Raw genomic sequence first — 16,795 nt, 5'->3', positions numbered from 1 at the left:
TTCCAGATCAATGCTATCTGGAATTTTTATTTTGTTCTTATTATTTTAAGATCCAGTTATGGATTTCCTTCAAAACCTGTTCTCTTATGGATTCGTTCAAAATCTCATGACGCATTTCCGGATACATCTTTACGTCTACATTTTCAAAACCATCAGTTTTTAAGTTGTCGACCGTATGCATGACTCCTTTTCCAAAGTCACCAATCGGGTCATTCTGTCCGCTTACAAATAAAAAAGGAAATGATTTAGAAATAGGTGCAGCCCAGTTTCTTGCAGTCGCCTTTTTATAAACGGTAAATAAAGTATAAAAAGCATTATGGGTGAACGGGATTCCACAAAGTTCATCCTGTTCAAAAGCCTTTCTGTTTTCAGGATTAATACTGAGCCAGCTGGTACCACCGAAGTCTTTATCTTTTTTAAAATGCTTGTTATTGACACTTGTAAAAACAGAATTTAAAAACGTACGATGACGGGGAGCAATAGCCGTAGCCAATGATAAATACGCTCTTAATACATCAATTCCCGGTAAAGGTCCGCCGGTTCCTGTAATGATAGCCCCGGAAAATTTACTGCTTGCTTTTTGAAGAAGACATCGTGTAATAAAAGATCCCATAGAATGTCCCAGAATAAAATGGGGGACATCCGGATATTGTTCTGCAAGATGATTTGCCATCATTTCCGCGTCGGCTATAAGTCTTTCATCCGGTTTTTCAAGCTGGAAGAAACCAATATCCTTTTTTTCTTTTACCGATTTTCCGTGTCCCAGATGATCATACGTCAATACAGCAATCCCATGAGCCGCGAAATATTCTGCAATCTCTGCATATCTTCCGCTGTGTTCCTGCATTCCGTGAACAATAAGTAGCGTGGCTTTCACAGAAGCTGCATATGGATAAAATAAAGTGTAAAAGAGTTGGGTTTGATCGTTTGTGGTTGCAGGTAGATAACCTGATTTTTGGAGTGGATTCATGTTTGGGATTGTCTTTTGGTGTTTTGGAGGAGGATTAAAGATATTTCTTTGCAGACTTTAAACCTAACAGGTTTTTAAAACCTGTTAGGTTTCATTATAGTAGCTACTTAGCCTCTGATAATGTCCAATCAAGGTAAATGTCTTTATTAATGATATCCACAAGAAGATCTTCCAAGTTCTCGCAAAAATTTCTTTTTAATATTAGTGGAGATTTTAGTAGGGTTTCTTTTAATTCTTCTTGAGTGTAATAATGTGCGTTTGGATGATCACTGTTGTATTGATTAGCTTTCCAGATTTTATGCTTTAATAAAACATTTACTATGTTTTCAAGGATTATGTCTTCCAATCCACATGCTTCATCTTCTACTTTATTAATTATTAAATCATATTTCCCATCCCAAATATCATAATCTTTGTAGTAAACTCTTATTAGTCTTTCCTTATTCAATTGATTAATTATATGAATAAGGCCACGTTTTTCTCCGGTTGCGCTTCCGTAGGAAATTATTTTTTTACTTCTTTTTAAAACGAATAAAGGACCTTGTCCGACAAATTGGTGTTCAAATTTTAATGTTTCAAAAAACTTTTTAGATTGATAATGGAAACAAAATGTGTCATCAGTTTCACTTATATCGTCTTCGAATATTTGAACAATATCGCCAAATTCTTTTAAAAGATATTCTTTGGCTATTTTCAAATATTCATCTTTTGTGTTTTCTTGCATGTTATTTTATGTGTTTGTGAAGATTGTTTAAGTTTTTTACGATTGAAATTTTTTTAACTTGAGTTTTCACTTTTTTTGAGTTAACTGATTAATTTATTTTTTTATATAAATTTAGCTTAATTAAGATATTGTTCTTGTGACAATATCTAATATTTTAACAAGAAATTTCTTATCTATTAGTAAGTTCTTCAATTTTATTTGAGTGTACGAAAGTTCCTTGGAATTTTCCTTTATTAATAGTACATCATTTTTACCCCAAAAATTCTTTTTATCCCATCATATATATTCTGAAGTTTCTTTTACGTTTTGTAATATTATTGAACAGCTAACGACAGAAAATATTGTTTCAAATATTCCATACCAAAATTGTTGTTTTTGCTTGAAAATCGTTAGAATTATACCCCATAATAAAAATTATACTTGTAGATAGCCATATTCCTTTCGAGGTATGTATAACTAATACGTAAGTTTTTTAATTGATCATAGTCAATATATTTCTTACTTATGTTATTAAATAAAAAAGAAAAGAATATTATTATGAAAATGGGTTTTAGTTTTGATAAGAGAATCTCATATGCATTAATTACATTATTTAATTTGGCATAAAAGTCTTCACCATTTTTTGATTCCATGATAATTTTAAAATAAATCAAATATAAAAATTATTCCGTTCAACCTCATGATTTTCACCCCACCCCAAAATAAAATTCCTCTCAAATTTGCTCACCCAATTTTTTAAAAGTAATTTTGCACGAATCTAAAAACAAAAGTAAAATATGTCAACTTATGTAGTTGTAGGTCTTCAGTACGGAGATGAAGGCAAAGGAAAAATCACGGATGTTTTATCAGCAAAATCGGATTATGTAGTACGTTTCCAGGGTGGAGACAACGCTGGTCACACGGTTTATGTGGGTGATGAGAAATTCGTTCTACACCTTCTTCCTTCAGGAGTTCTTCAATGCAAAGGGAAATGTATCATTGCGAACGGAGTAGTGGTAAACCCTAAGTCTTTCATTAAAGAAGTTGGTCAGATCGAGAGCAAAGGCTTGAGAACAGATCATATCTTTATCAGCAGAAGAGCGCATGTTATCATGCCTTACCACATCCTTTTGGATACTTATCGTGAAGAGGAACACGGAGGAACTCAGATCGGAACTACCAAAAAAGGAATCGGACCTTGTTATGAAGATAAAATTGCAAGAGTCGGGATCAGAATGGTAGACCTTTTAAATCCTGAGATTTTAAGAGATAAAATTGAGAAAAACTTAAAAGTTAAGAACTCTCTTTTTGAAAAATATTACGGAAAACCAACGTTAGACGTTGAAGAAATCTACAACGAATATTTAGCAATCGGAAAGCAGCTTCAGGACAGAATTGTTGATACTGAATTAGAGCTTAACGAGGCGATCAGAGACGGTAAAAACGTTTTATTCGAAGGGGCACAGGCGTTAATGCTTGACATTGACTTTGGAACGTATCCATACGTAACTTCATCTTCTCCATCTACAGGAGGTGTTTGTTCAGGAGCTGGTGTTCCGCCAACTTCACTTCAGAACCTTATTGGAGTAGCAAAAGCTTACTGTACAAGAGTAGGAAACGGACCTTTCCCTTCTGAATTGGATAACGAACTGGGTGAGAAAATCAGACAGATCGGTGGTGAATTCGGAGCAACTACAGGTAGACCAAGAAGAACAGGTTGGTTAGACCTTGTTTCCTTAAAGCATGCTTGTATGATCAACGGAATCAACAACCTTGTGATCACTAAGCTTGACGTTCTTACAGGAATTGAGAACCTGAAAGTAGTAACACATTACAAAACTGAAGACGGAAAAATCATCGATTATTTCACTTCGTCAACAGAAAAGCTATACAACTACGAGCCAATTTACCAGGATTTACCAGGCTGGAGCGAAGACATTACCAAAGCAAGAAGCTATGATGAACTTCCTGACACTGCTCAGAAATACATCGAGTTTATTGAAAAATACTTAGGAATTAATGTATACTTAGTTTCTGTAGGTCCTGAAAGAAGTCAGAACATCATCAGAAAAGAATTATTCTAATATTTCTTAGAACATACAATAAAAAGAGATCATCATTGATGGTCTCTTTTTTTTTAAACCTTGATGTGGGTAAGAGGTCATTAAGTTTATTCCTCATTTACTTGAGAAGAAATAACTCCTTTTTCTTCTATAAACTTTTTACTTGTAAATATTAAAATTTAAACATTATCATAAAATTTTCTAATATTATGTTGTTTTGATAAAATTTTGGCAGATGTTTTGATATTGAAACAGTACTTATCGATAAGAATAATAAAACTAATAATCAAAATTTTTAACAGTTTAAATAGTAGTAGTGATGAAACAACAAAACCAAAACCAGGAATTTCGGCTCAACGAAGTTCTGTTCGAGCACCGCAACAAAGACTATGGTGCCTATGTATTAAGAAACGAATCAGATAGAATATTAACCAAAGCGCTTTTTATCGGAGCAAGTTTAATGGCTGCAGTATCCGTTACACCATTTGTGATTTCTGCAATGAAACCTGTGAACGAGCCTGTTGGAACGGTATATGAACTTCCGAGAGTCGTTGAAATTCAAGAGATAGAAAAACCGAAAGATCCGCCGGTACAAATTGTAAAACCAACGCCGCCAGCTCCCGCAGTAAAAACATACGATGAAAGATTGCCAGAGCCTAAAGCAATTGTTACCAATGAAAAACAAGTTGTAGATAAAACGAATGCAGTAGCAAGCACAGAAACATCGGAAGGCAAAGAAGTACCAAATACAACCTATATTCCAATTGTTCCACGTGTTATCGGAGGAGATGGGCCACCCGCTGTAAAGGCTGATCCGGTAGTTGAAAAAGCAGATCCTAAAAAGATTGAAACGGAATTAAGTGTAGAAGCCAATTTTGCAGGAGGAATAGACTCCTTCAGAAATAAAGTAATGAACAGCTTCGACAGTTCAGGATTTGAATCCGAAGATGTTGTAAAGACGACAGTTACCTTTATTGTAGAAATGGACGGAACCATCTCAGGGGTAAAAGCTAACGGAACCAACGCCGATTTTAACAATGAGGCAATGAGAACTATTAAATCAATTTCCAACAAAGGAAAATGGATCCCGGCCAAAAACAAAAAAGGAGAATTCGTAAGAAGTTATTTCAAATTTCCAATCTCTATGAAATTTGATAATTAATACGGAAAAGTAAATTTCAAATAGTTATCCACAAAGAATTTTTTTTGTGGATAATTTTTTTTATCGTTAAATTGCTTATTAACAATATTTTAACTCAATTTTGATTTTCTCCACTCACCGAGAGCAAAGAAAAAAGTGTATTTTTGAAACTTAAAGTTCTAATAATGGCAAAAATCATAGGTATTGCTAATCAAAAAGGAGGTGTTGGTAAAACTACCACCGCTGTAAATTTGGCAGCAGCATTAGGAGTATTGGAAAAAAGAATATTAATCATTGATGCTGACCCTCAGGCGAATGCAACATCCGGTTTGGGTGTTGAGGATGTTCAGTATTCTACCTATAATCTTCTGGAGCATAGTGCAGATACAAGAGTCTGTATCAAAAGAACGGCAACTCCTAACCTGGACATTATTCCGTCCCATATCGATCTGGTAGCAGCGGAAATTGAATTGGTAGACAAGGAAGACCGTGAGTATATGCTGAAAAAAGCATTGGCAAGTGTAAGGGATGATTATGATTATATTATCATCGACTGTGCACCGAGTTTAGGTCTTATTACTGTAAATGCTCTTACAGCAGCAGATTCTGTAATTATTCCGATCCAGTGTGAGTATTTTGCATTAGAAGGACTTGGGAAATTGTTGAATACCGTTAAAAATGTTCAGAAAATTCACAATAAAGATCTTGGAATTGAAGGTCTTCTTTTAACCATGTACGACAGCAGATTGAGACTATCCAATCAGGTTGTGGAAGAAGTAAATCTGCACTTCCCTGAAATGGTGTTTGAAACCATTATCAGCAGAAACGTAAGATTGAGTGAAGCACCAAGTTTCGGGGAAAGTATCCTGAACTATGATGCGGAAAGTAAAGGAGCTGTTCAGTATATTCAGTTGGCTGAAGAAGTTCTTTTGAAGAATGAAAACTTAATAAAGAATTAAATTAATAATAAATGGGCAATAAGTGAATGCTGGTCATCACTTCTCAAACATCATTTATCAATTATATCTATGAAGGACAAAAAAAGAGCTATGGGACGCGGCCTGGGCGCCATTTTAAGTGCAGAATCCAAAGCAACGATCAATTCCGCTACTGATGAAGGAGCAGATAAGTTTGTGGGAAATATTGTGGAAGTTGCGCTTGAAGATATCTATCCGAACCCAACGCAGCCGAGAACTTATTTTGATGAAAAAGCATTAAACGAACTTGCACAGTCTATTAAAAACTTAGGCGTAATCCAGCCGGTTACCTTGAGAAAAGACGGGGAGAAGTTTGAAATCATTTCCGGGGAAAGACGTTATAGGGCAACTAAAATTGCCGGATTAACGACTATTCCTGCCTATATCCGTTTAGTCAATGACCAGGAGCTTCTTGAAATGGCTCTTGTTGAAAATATCCAGAGAGAAGACCTTGATGCTATTGAAATTGCATTAACTTATCACAGGCTTTTGGAGGAAATAGGTCTTACTCAGGAAAACCTGAGCCAGAGAATCGGAAAGGACAGAAGTACGATTACCAATTCTATCAGACTGCTAAGATTAAATCCGGATATTCAGAATGCTATCAGAAGCGGTGAGATTTCTGCAGGACACGGAAGAGCGATTATCAGTCTTGAAAGTGAAGAAGATCAGCAGGTTTTATTTGATCTTATTATCAAAGAAAAATTAAACGTTCGTCAGGCTGAACAGGCTGCTGCTGCATTGAAGAACCCGAAGTCTCCTGCTGCCAAAAAAGCAAAAGTGGAGCTTTCCAATAACTATAAAAAAGCCCAGAAGACCATTGCTGATATCTTGGACGTGAAAGTAGAGATCAAAGCTTCTGGAAATGGTAAAAAAGGTAAAATTGTTCTGGACTTCAAAAATGAAGAAGAGCTGGAATATATTTTATCCCATATTAAATAAATGAAGAAAATATTTTTCACATTTTTCTTGTGTATCGCTGCACTGGCTTACTCACAAGTAAAACCTATCGATACCGTTCGGATGCAGACTCCTCCGAAAGAAGAAACCCGTGTCGTAAAGCCTGGTAAGACCGAAGCCAAAATCATTGAAGATCTTGAAAAAGCAAACGGTCCCACAGCAAAAACCTTAAAGCTTAATCCTACCAGAGCAGGATTGTACTCTGCAGTTTTACCTGGATTAGGACAGTTTTATAACAAAAAATACTGGAAAATTCCTATTGTCTGGGGAGCGGTAGGTGCCGGAGTTGGTATCGCTGTATGGAATGATAACCAATACAAAAAATACCGTGAATATTATGTGGCAAAGCTGAACGGAACTCCCAATGAGTTTGTAGACAGCCACCCATGGCTGGACAAAAGAGCGTTGGGTAATGCACAGGACAGAGCCAAGAGGCAAAGGGATTATGCCATTGCCATTACAGGTTTGATTTATATTCTGAATATTGTAGATGCTGTAGTAGACGCTCATCTTTATGAAAGCCGTCATGATCCGGATCTGGTTTTTAAACCATCGGTTATCCAGGACCAGTATGGCTACAGCGCACCAAAAACTGGTTTCAGTTTAAGTTACAGATTTTAAAATACAACATATCTGCAGAAGGTCTGAAGATTGAGTGCAGCATTAAAAATAAATAAGATTATATGAAAATAGCATTAGTTGGTTACGGTAAAATGGGTAAGATCATTGATGAGATCGCACAGAAGAGAGGTCATGAAGTAGTTGCCCGTCTGAAAGAAACCCCGACTGCTGAGAATCTTAATAATCCGGATGTTGTGATTGAATTTTCACTGCCGGAAGTAGCTTTTGAAAACATCAAAGCTTGCCTTGAAAATAAAATTCCCGTGATCTGCGGAACAACAGGATGGCTTGATCAAAAAGCTGAAATTGAAAAACTGGCAGTAGATAATGGAACTGCTTTCTTATATGGTTCTAACTTTAGTTTAGGCGTGAATTTATTCTTTGCTCTGAACGAAAAGTTGGCAGACCTGATGAAAAACGTAGATGAATACTCTTGCCAGCTGGAAGAAATTCATCACATCCATAAAAAAGATGCTCCAAGTGGGACTGCAATTTCTATCGCTGAGGGAATCATTCAGAACAATCCGAAATTCGATGCCTGGAAACTGGAAGAAACAGAAGGGAAGCAGCTTGGAATTTTTGCGGTACGTGAAGACGAAGTTCCGGGAACACACAGCGTATATTATAGAAGTGAAGTAGACGAAATCGAGATCAAACATACCGCTTTCAATAGAAACGGTTTTGCACTGGGAGCGGTAGTAGCTGCTGAGTGGATTAAAGATAAAAAAGGAAACTTCGCAATGAAAGACGTTTTGGGGCTTTAATTTGTAACAAATTCTGTAAATTGCAGACCAATAAGCAGAAAATGATGAATAGTGAATTGTAAACAGCGGACTGCTTTTATCATTTATTACTCATCATTTTTATTATTTATATCTTAAGAATAGGCACAAAAATTTATGAATTATTTTTTAACTTATACAGTATATGTCCTCATACTATCCGTACTGATGGGGATTTCATCTTGGAAACTGTTCAAAAAAATGGGCTATAGCCCTTTATTTGCTTTTATCCCTTTCTACAACTATTTCATTATTCTCAAAGAAACAAAACATCCGAAATGGTGGGCAATCATGTCTTATCTTCCGATAGTAGGACCCATTATGATGTCGGTTTTCCACCTTTATTTAGTGAAAAAGTTTGGGAAAACACTTTTCAAAGATCAGATTCTTACCGTGATTCTGCCGTTTATTTATATGGCGGTAATCAACTATTCTAAAGATGTAGAGTTAGAAGATGAAAATGCAAACGACCTGTTTCTTACAGAAGAAGAGAAAAACGATAAAAAGAAAGATACATTCATTGGTTCCATTACCTTTGCGGTAGTTTTTGCCACTATTATCCATGTTTTTGTAACACAGCCTTTCGGGATTCCTACAGGATCTATGGAAAGAACATTATTGGTAGGTGACTTCCTTTTTGTAAACAAATGGAGCTACGGATACAGAATGCCAATGCGTCCTGTGGCGATTCCTTTCCTTCAGGGAACTATTATGGATACAGGACAGAAAGGAAACCCGAAAGATGATCCAAAATCTTACGTAGATGCAGTGAAACTTCCTTACACAAGAATCTTACAATTCAACAAACCACAGAAAAATGATGTGGTAGTTTTCAACTATCCTCAGGATTCCGTTCATACTGCTATTGACAGAAAAGATCCTTACGTAAAAAGATGTGTAGCTACAGCAGGTGATACTTTTGAAATGAGAGCCGGAAGACTTTTCGTAAATGGGAAGCCGGAAGTAGTTTTAGGAGATCAGGAAGTACAGCACAGATATATTGTAACGACGGATGCGCAATTGGATATTCCTACTTTATACAAAGCGTACGGATTTTTACCGGTTCAGGAAGTACAGCAGGATAACGGAGGTTTCCTTTATGGATTCCAGGGTTTAACGGATAAAACTGCCAAAGAAATTAAAGAGCTTCCTCACGTTATTGATATGAAGGAAGAGATTTCGCCAAAAGGAGAAGCTGCGGTATATTACAGAGACGAAGCTAAAACTAAAATTGATACGACACAATCTATTTTCCCGATCAACAAACCTTGGAATCAGGATTGGTACGGCCCGGTTAGAATTCCTAAAAAAGGAGATGTGGTGGCAATCAATCAGGAAACACTCCCAATGTATCAGTGGATCATTTCTGAATACGAGCACAACAGCTTAGAGAAAAAGAACGGAAAGATCTTCATTAATGGTAAAGAAGCGAATCAATATACCATTCAGCAGGATTATTATATGATGATCGGGGACAATAGGGATGCATCATTGGATGCAAGATTCTTTGGTTTCGTTCCGGAAGAAAATATTGTTGGAAAACCAATGTTTACATGGATGAGCGTACAGGGAGTATTTCCGGATGCGAGCTCAACGTATCAGGCCCCTAAGAAAATCCGTTGGGAAAGAATGTTCAAAGCAACCAATACGGGAGAATCCAATAAAACTTCTTACTGGTGGATTGCAGCAATGATCCTGATCTTGTTCTTCGGATGGGATTATTTCATGAAATTATTCAGAAAGAAAAAAACTGAAGACAATTAATAAAAAAAAATTAAACGTAAAATAGAATGAAGTATTTGGAAAAATACTTCATTTTTGCATTATGAATATGAAGAATGTATTATTACCGGCATTTTATATGCCACCAATCTCATGGTTTTCAGTGTTTTTAAATCCTGAAAATGAAATTGTATTTGAACAGTTTGAAAACTTTCCGAAGCAGACGTATAGAAACAGAGCCAATATTTATGGTGCCAACGGAAAATTATCATTAATAATTCCTATCAATCATAACGGGAAAAGAGAATTCAAAGATGTTGAAATTTCTTACCGCGAAGACTGGAGAACGCTTCATTGGAAATCCATTAAGACCGCATATCAAAGCTCTCCTTATTTTGAGTATTATGAAGATAAGTTCAGGAAAATATTTGACCTTAAAGAAAAATTCCTGCTGGATTTTAACCTTAAAGGGATAGAAGTCATCCAACAGATACTTAAAACAGAAAAGGCACACTCTTTGAATAAAGAATATATCAAAAATCCGGAGAGTATCAGTTTCAGGGAAAAGTTTTCGGCAAAACTTCCTTCAGAATTTCAGATGGAAGAATATTACCAGACATTCTCTGATAAATTCGGATTTTTGGAAGACCTGTCGGTTCTTGATCTTATTTGTAATAAAGGCCCGGAATCATTGGTATATATAAAAAATATAAAACAACAATATTAGTACAATCACTGTTGGTAAAGTATAAAACAGATGATGACGGTGATTGGCATATCGCTTTAAAAATTAAATATCAACATATGAAAAAGGTATTATTAGCTGCAGTTTTTTTTGCAGGTTTTAGTTTCTCTTTTGCACAGGAATCTAAAGCTAAAAGTATTGATCCAAACGAAGACAAAGATCTTATGACATGGTATCACAAAGATTTTGCAACTTCAAAAGTATATGGTGTAAATACAGCAAATGCTTATAAATACCTGGAATCTAAAGGTCTGAAGCCTAAAACCGTCGTGGTGGGTGTATTAGACAGTGGAGTACAGGTAGATCATCCAGGATTGGTAAAAAACCTATGGTCAAATCCAAACGAGGTTCCCGGTAACGGTAAAGATGATGATGGAAACGGGTATATTGATGACGTACATGGATGGAACTTTATAGGAGGTAAAAACGGTGATATTGATATTGATAATATGGAGGTGACAAGAGTAGTTGCCAAATATAAACCTGTCTTCGAAGGAGATGATTCCACAAAAAATAAAGCCAACCAGGCTAAGATGAAGGAAGAGTTTGAGATGTACATGAAAGCCAAAGATATGTTCAATAAAAAGAGTATCGAGGCAAAACAAAACTTTCAGACTTATTCTATGCTGAACGAACTGATTCCTAATATGGTAAAACTGCTGGCAGGTAAGCCTGTAACCGCTGAAACTATTGCTGCGATCAAAGCTCCGACAGATCAGAGAGATGCCATTGCGAAGGAATTTTTAGGCCAGATTTCACAAAGTCCGGAATTTAAAGGAAAATCAGCCGCGGAATTTGAAAAAAAGATGAAGGAGGAAATGAAAGAAGCCATCGATCATTTTGCTCCTGCAGCAAAACAATATGACCTTTCCTATGATCCGAGAAAAGAAATTGTAGGGGATAACTATGATGACTATTCTGAAAAAATCTATGGAAATAATCATTATGAAGGACCGGATGCAGAACATGGAACCCACGTGGCAGGAATTATTGCCGGACTTCCGCAAGGAAAAGAAGTTCAGTATGGAGTAGCTTCCAAAGTGGCTAAAATTATGTCTGTAAGAACAGTTCCGAATGGTGATGAAAGAGATAAAGACGTTGCCAATGCGATCAGATATGCTGTAGATAACGGTGCGAAAGTTTTAAATATGAGCTTTGGAAAACCTGTTTCTCCTGGTAAAAATGTGGTTTGGGATGCTTTCAAATATGCTGAAGATAAAGGCGTTCTTTTAGTAAAAGCTGCAGGTAACGAAAATGAAGATGTAGCAGAACATCTCGCATATCCTACCAACTTTAAAAATGTTACAGACGAGAAACCATTTGTAAGCAATGTTCTTGTGGTAGGAGCAAGTACGAATAAAAATAATGCACTGAGAGCAGATTTTTCAAATTACAATAAAAAGATGGTGAACGTTTTTGCTCCGGGAGAAGAAATCTATTCTACCGTTCCTAAAAACGAATATAAATACCTTCAGGGTACCTCTATGGCTTCCCCTGTTGTGGCCGGAGGAGCAGCTGTTTTACTGGCTTATATGCCGGATCTTAAACCTTATCAGATCATTGAAGCTCTTGTGAAAAGCAGCAACCCAAGTACTGCCGATGGTTTTGGTGACCAATCTCAGGCAGGTGGGGTTATCGACCTGAAAAAGGCAGCAGAGTATGCCTATACCAACTTTTATAAAGGAAAAACTACAGGCACAACCAAGCCTTCGAAATCCGTAAAAAAGGCTGTTAAAAAATAATTTATCTCCCTGTGTTTAAGGAGAAACCATAAAGAGTCCGAATTTTTTCGGACTTTTTATTTTTTATTTTAAATTTTGGCACGGTTTTTTGTAACTTTATAGTAACAAAATAATAAACAACAAAATGAAAAAGTTACTACTTGCAGGGATGTTGGGAACATCACTTTTTGCAGTTTCGTGTTCCTCTGTTAACAAAGCAGCTACATCTCAAAATCAAAGAGCCGATTTCCTGAAAATGAAAGGAGACTGGCAGATTGTAAGCATAGATTATGATAAAGGTTATAAAATTAAGCCTTTTGATGAAGGTGCAGACGCACAGTGCTTCGTAGGAAGCCACTGGAGATTGATTCCCAATAACTGGACAGGAGCGTATACTTTAAACGGTGGTGGAGATTGCCCGGCAATTACACAGCCAATCAAATTTGAAGTAAAAGGCGGTAATACGTTTATGTTTAAAAAAATTGCTTCAGGTACAAAAGCTAAACAAAATACAGCAGGTTACAGTCTTACAATGATTAATCAGAGTACAGATCAGTTTTCACTTGAGCAAGACGTTCCTTTTGAAGGAGGTAATGTAAAAGTAGTTTACAACTTCCAGAGAACCGGAATGAAATAATTTATCAACATAAAAGATCAAAAAAAATGAAATTTACAAAAACATACGTAGGAGCCCTTTTCTTGTCATCAGCATTATTATTGACAAGCTGTGAAGCGGTTCAGAATTCAAACCACCAACAAAGAGGTACAGCAGTAGGTGCTGCTTCAGGAGCAGTAATTGGGGGTATCCTTGGTAACAATGTAGGGAAAGGAGGAAACGGAGCTATCGGAGCTGTATTGGGAGGTATTATCGGAGGTGTTGCTGGTAACGTTATCGGTAACAAAATGGATAAGCAGGCAAAAGATATTAAAGAAACTTTACCAGGTGCTCAGGTAGAAAGAGTAGGAGATGGTATTAAAGTAACCATGAATGAAAGTATTGTTAACTTTGCTTTCGATTCTTCAAACCTTACTTCTGTTGCACAGACCAACCTTGATAAATTAGCTGAAGTACTGGCTAATAATCCAGATACGAATATCAATATCTATGGTCACACAGACAGCAAAGGTTCAGATGAGTACAACCTGAAACTTTCTCAAAGAAGAGCAGATGCTGTGAAAGCCTATTTATCAGGAAAAGGAATTGCATCAAGCAGAATGTTTACAAAAGGTGAAGGTGAAGCAATGCCTGTAGCTAGCAATGATACTGAAGAAGGAAGAGCTAAAAACAGAAGAGTAGAGTTTGCAATTACTGCCAATGAAAAAATGATTAACGATGCCAAACAAGGGCAATAGTTAATTTAATATATAAATATTTTCGTAAAAGACCGCCCCGGCGGTTTTTTTTGTATTTTTATGCTAGAAATTTTGAATTTATTATTTTTGTATTTGAAATAACATAAATGAAGAAATATTTAAAACTGCTCCGTGTGGAGCAATGGGTGAAAAACCTTTTTGTATTTGTCCCTCTTTTCTTTTCAGGTAATATTACCAATATAGATCTGCTTCTCAAAAGCATTTTTGCATTTGTCATATTTTCACTTGCAGCAAGTGTGGTCTATATCCTGAATGATTATAATGATATTGAAGCAGATAGAAAACACCCTGAGAAAAGGAGAAGACCTTTGGCGAGTGGAGCTATTTCAAAATCAAAAGCTATAGGAATTCTTATAGGTCTTATCATTGCAGATATAGGTCTTGTATTTTTTACACAACTTTATTTCCATGAACTACTTTGGAAGTTCGCAATCATCATAGGGTTTTATGTGGTGATGAATCTTGCCTATACTTTCAGGCTTAAACATGTTCCTATTATTGATATTTTTATTATTGCCATAGGATTTGTGTTACGTGTACTGGCTGGAGGTTATATTACCGGAATCAGTATTTCACAATGGGCAATCCTGCTGACCTTTGTATTGGCTTTGGTACTGGCTATAGGAAAAAGAAGGGGAGAGCTTATCAATGCCCAGGTTTCAGGAAAAACAAGAAAAGCACTGGATGGATATAACGTTCAGTTTGCAGATATTGCTTTATCCATTTCTATCACACTGGCTATTGTCTGCTACCTGATGTTTACGCTCTCTCCGGAAGTTCAGGAAAGATTTCATGAAAGAGTTTTTTATACCGTGATTTTCGTTGTATTTGCATTGTTAAGATATCTTCAGCAGACCCTTGTTTACAACAGAACGGAATCTCCAACAAAAATCGTGTACAGAGACCGTTATATACAGGCTACTTTATTGCTTTGGGTCGTTGCATTTTTAATTCAAATTTATTTTAAGAAATGAAGCCGAATTTCATACAGAAAGTTACCAACTGGGGAAATTTCCCAATAGTAGAGAAGGAAATGAGATCTGAGGACAGTTTCAGAAAAATAAAAGAATTTGTACTCAATCACAACGAAGTCATAGCGAGAGGAAATGGGAGATGTTATGGAGATGCTTCATTGGGAGAAGCTATATTTTCAACAAAAAAATTAAATAAGTTCATCAATTTTGACCGTCTGAACGGGATCATAGAATGTGAATCCGGAGTGCTGCTTTCAGATGTACTGGAAATAGCGGTTCCGCAGGGATATTTTCTATACGTTACTCCCGGGACAAAATTTGTATCGGTAGGAGGTGCTATAGCATCCGATGTTCATGGAAAAAATCATCATGCAGAAGGATGTTTTTCAGAATATGTGCTTGAATTCAAGCTCATGAATGAGAAAGGGGAGATCATTACCTGTTCCAGGGAGGAAAATACAGAAAAGTTCTGGGCTACCATTGGTGGAATGGGACTTACCGGTATTATTCTCACAGCAAAATTTAAACTTAAAAATATAGAGTCCGCATACATTCGTCAGGAAAGTATCAAAGCAGACAATCTGGATGAGATCTTTAAGCTGTTCGATGAAAGTGAAAACTGGACCTACACGGTGGCCTGGATTGATTGTCTTCAGAAAGGAAAAAATATCGGAAGAAGTATTCTCATGAGAGGAGAACATGCTTTTCAGCATGAACTTCCCCAGAGTTTTTCCAAAACGCCTTTGAGATTGAAGAAGAAATTTTCTCCTACAGTTCCTTTTTATTTTCCGGGATTTGTACTGAATGCTCTTACTGTAAAAATTTTCAATTGGTTATACTATAAAAAGCAGTCTAAAAAAGAAGTGAAAAACTTTATCGATTATGAAACGTTTTTCTATCCTTTGGATGCGATCACAGATTGGAATAAGATCTATGGGAAGTCCGGTTTTATACAGTATCAGATGGTCATTCCTAAAGAAACAGGAAAAGAAGGAATGAAAAGAATCCTTGAAACGATCGCCAAAAGCGGAAACGGATCATTCTTAGCAGTTTTAAAACTTTTTGGAAAAAATAATCCTCAGGCTTACAACTCATTCCCTGTGGAAGGGTATACATTGGCGCTGGATTTTAAAGTCAATTCAAAACTGAAAAAACTGGTAGATCAGTTGGATGCTATTGTTCAGGAGTTTGGAGGAAGAATTTATCTTACCAAAGACAGCATGAGCAGATCATCGCTTACCAACTACCTGAAAAATATTCAAAATCCTAAATTTGTGTCTTTACAGCACAAAAGAATCATAAATAACAATTCGTAATGATAGTTCTGGGAAGTACATCTGAAGTAGCACAGGCTTTTGTGGAAAAAGCACTTCAGGAAGGAGAAAAGTTTGAAAAAATCTATCTTTTTACCTCAAATAAAGAAACTACAGAGCGTTTTGCAAGACATCTTGATGTAAAGTTTCTGCAGCAGGCGGAAGTCATTGAATTGGATCTGACAAAAGAAATTGATTACAATAGATTTGATAATATCAATTCAAATGTATTATTTTGTGCCGTAGGATATTTGGGTGAAGGAACAGAAGAAGGATTATATGATAATAGAAATACAGAGCGTATCATTGATATCAATTATTCAAAACTTGTGCCTGTCATGAATTATTTTGTTCAAAAATTTGAAAGCAGAAGATCAGGAACGATTATCGGTCTTTCATCAGTGGCAGGAGACCGGGGAAGACAGAGTAACTTTATCTATGGAAGTGCAAAAGCAGCTTTTACGGCTTATCTGAGCGGTTTGAGAAATTATCTTTTTGATAAAAAAGTGCACGTTCTTACGATAAAACCAGGGTTTATGGCAACCAAAATGACAGAAGGGCTGCCTTTAAATCCGAAACTGACAGCAACGCCAAAACAGGCTGCTTCCTGTATTTATAAAGCCTTCAAAAAGGGTAGGAATGTGGCATATGTTTTGCCGGTTTGGAGTATTATTATGATGATTATCAGGAATATTCCTGAGTTTATATTCAAAAAATTAAAGCTTTAAA

At 36.2% G+C, this 16,795-nt stretch carries 16 protein-coding genes; 14 read left to right on the top strand and 2 right to left on the bottom strand.

Annotation, left to right across the window (positions count from 1 at the left end):
- Positions 1 to 40: 40 nt before the first annotated feature.
- Together JNG87_RS16795 and JNG87_RS16790 are read right to left on the bottom strand one after the other, a co-directional pair.
- On the bottom strand, positions 41 to 970 hold the full coding sequence (locus JNG87_RS16795) for an alpha/beta fold hydrolase (RefSeq protein ID WP_202839787.1): 930 nt from the start codon (positions 968 to 970) through the stop codon (positions 41 to 43).
- Between the two features lie 103 nt (positions 971 to 1,073).
- A complete protein-coding gene (locus JNG87_RS16790) occupies positions 1,074 to 1,694 on the bottom strand; it encodes a hypothetical protein (protein ID WP_202839785.1) in 621 nt (206 codons plus the stop codon).
- Positions 1,695 to 2,470: 776 nt separating this feature from the next.
- Here JNG87_RS16790 and JNG87_RS16785 point away from each other — a divergent pair.
- From JNG87_RS16785 to JNG87_RS16720, 14 genes are all read left to right on the top strand, one after another.
- Positions 2,471 to 3,757, top strand: a complete 1,287-nt coding sequence (locus JNG87_RS16785; protein ID WP_062676417.1) for an adenylosuccinate synthase — start codon at positions 2,471 to 2,473, stop codon at positions 3,755 to 3,757.
- A gap of 298 nt (positions 3,758 to 4,055) precedes the next feature.
- On the top strand, positions 4,056 to 4,898 hold the full coding sequence (locus tag JNG87_RS16780) for an energy transducer TonB (RefSeq protein WP_202839783.1): 843 nt from the start codon (positions 4,056 to 4,058) through the stop codon (positions 4,896 to 4,898).
- 164 nt (positions 4,899 to 5,062) lie between these two features.
- Positions 5,063 to 5,836: a ParA family protein gene (locus JNG87_RS16775; protein ID WP_002981269.1), complete on the top strand. Its 774-nt coding sequence runs from the start codon at positions 5,063 to 5,065 to the stop codon at positions 5,834 to 5,836.
- Between the two features lie 69 nt (positions 5,837 to 5,905).
- Positions 5,906 to 6,796 carry a ParB/RepB/Spo0J family partition protein gene (locus JNG87_RS16770; protein ID WP_202839781.1) on the top strand — a complete coding sequence of 297 codons (891 nt, stop codon included), beginning with the start codon at positions 5,906 to 5,908 and terminating at the stop codon, positions 6,794 to 6,796.
- Complete coding sequence (locus JNG87_RS16765) at positions 6,797 to 7,435, top strand: DUF5683 domain-containing protein (RefSeq protein ID WP_202839779.1); 639 nt, start codon at positions 6,797 to 6,799, stop codon at positions 7,433 to 7,435.
- A 62-nt stretch (positions 7,436 to 7,497) separates the two neighbouring features.
- Entirely contained in the window at positions 7,498 to 8,199 is a 702-nt protein-coding gene (gene dapB, locus JNG87_RS16760) for a 4-hydroxy-tetrahydrodipicolinate reductase (protein ID WP_114821411.1), read from the top strand.
- Between the two features lie 135 nt (positions 8,200 to 8,334).
- Complete coding sequence (gene lepB, locus JNG87_RS16755) at positions 8,335 to 9,981, top strand: signal peptidase I (protein ID WP_202839777.1); 1,647 nt, start codon at positions 8,335 to 8,337, stop codon at positions 9,979 to 9,981.
- Between the two features lie 61 nt (positions 9,982 to 10,042).
- On the top strand, positions 10,043 to 10,666 hold the full coding sequence (locus tag JNG87_RS16750) for a WbqC family protein (protein WP_395972715.1): 624 nt from the start codon (positions 10,043 to 10,045) through the stop codon (positions 10,664 to 10,666).
- A 77-nt stretch (positions 10,667 to 10,743) separates the two neighbouring features.
- Entirely contained in the window at positions 10,744 to 12,426 is a 1,683-nt protein-coding gene (locus JNG87_RS16745) for a S8 family serine peptidase (RefSeq protein WP_202839773.1), read from the top strand.
- A 124-nt stretch (positions 12,427 to 12,550) separates the two neighbouring features.
- Complete coding sequence (locus tag JNG87_RS16740) at positions 12,551 to 13,042, top strand: lipocalin family protein (RefSeq protein WP_047433063.1); 492 nt, start codon at positions 12,551 to 12,553, stop codon at positions 13,040 to 13,042.
- Positions 13,043 to 13,068: 26 nt separating this feature from the next.
- On the top strand, positions 13,069 to 13,758 hold the full coding sequence (locus JNG87_RS16735; protein ID WP_202839771.1) for an OmpA family protein: 690 nt from the start codon (positions 13,069 to 13,071) through the stop codon (positions 13,756 to 13,758).
- 107 nt (positions 13,759 to 13,865) lie between these two features.
- Positions 13,866 to 14,753 carry a decaprenyl-phosphate phosphoribosyltransferase gene (locus JNG87_RS16730; RefSeq protein WP_202839769.1) on the top strand — a complete coding sequence of 296 codons (888 nt, stop codon included), beginning with the start codon at positions 13,866 to 13,868 and terminating at the stop codon, positions 14,751 to 14,753.
- On the top strand, positions 14,750 to 16,069 hold the full coding sequence (locus tag JNG87_RS16725) for an FAD-binding oxidoreductase (RefSeq protein WP_110010773.1): 1,320 nt from the start codon (positions 14,750 to 14,752) through the stop codon (positions 16,067 to 16,069). Before JNG87_RS16730 ends, JNG87_RS16725 begins: the two co-directional genes overlap by 4 nt.
- Positions 16,069 to 16,794: an SDR family NAD(P)-dependent oxidoreductase gene (locus JNG87_RS16720; protein WP_202839767.1), complete on the top strand. Its 726-nt coding sequence runs from the start codon at positions 16,069 to 16,071 to the stop codon at positions 16,792 to 16,794. The genes JNG87_RS16725 and JNG87_RS16720 overlap by 1 nt, the downstream gene beginning before the upstream one ends.
- The last annotated feature ends 1 nt before the right edge of the window (position 16,795 follow it).

The sequence above is a fragment of the Chryseobacterium cucumeris genome, assembly GCF_016775705.1.
In the GTDB taxonomy this organism is placed as follows: domain Bacteria; phylum Bacteroidota; class Bacteroidia; order Flavobacteriales; family Weeksellaceae; genus Chryseobacterium; species Chryseobacterium cupriresistens.
Note: the sequence above shows the minus strand (reverse complement) of the source record. Positions and strands in the feature narration are given on the sequence as shown.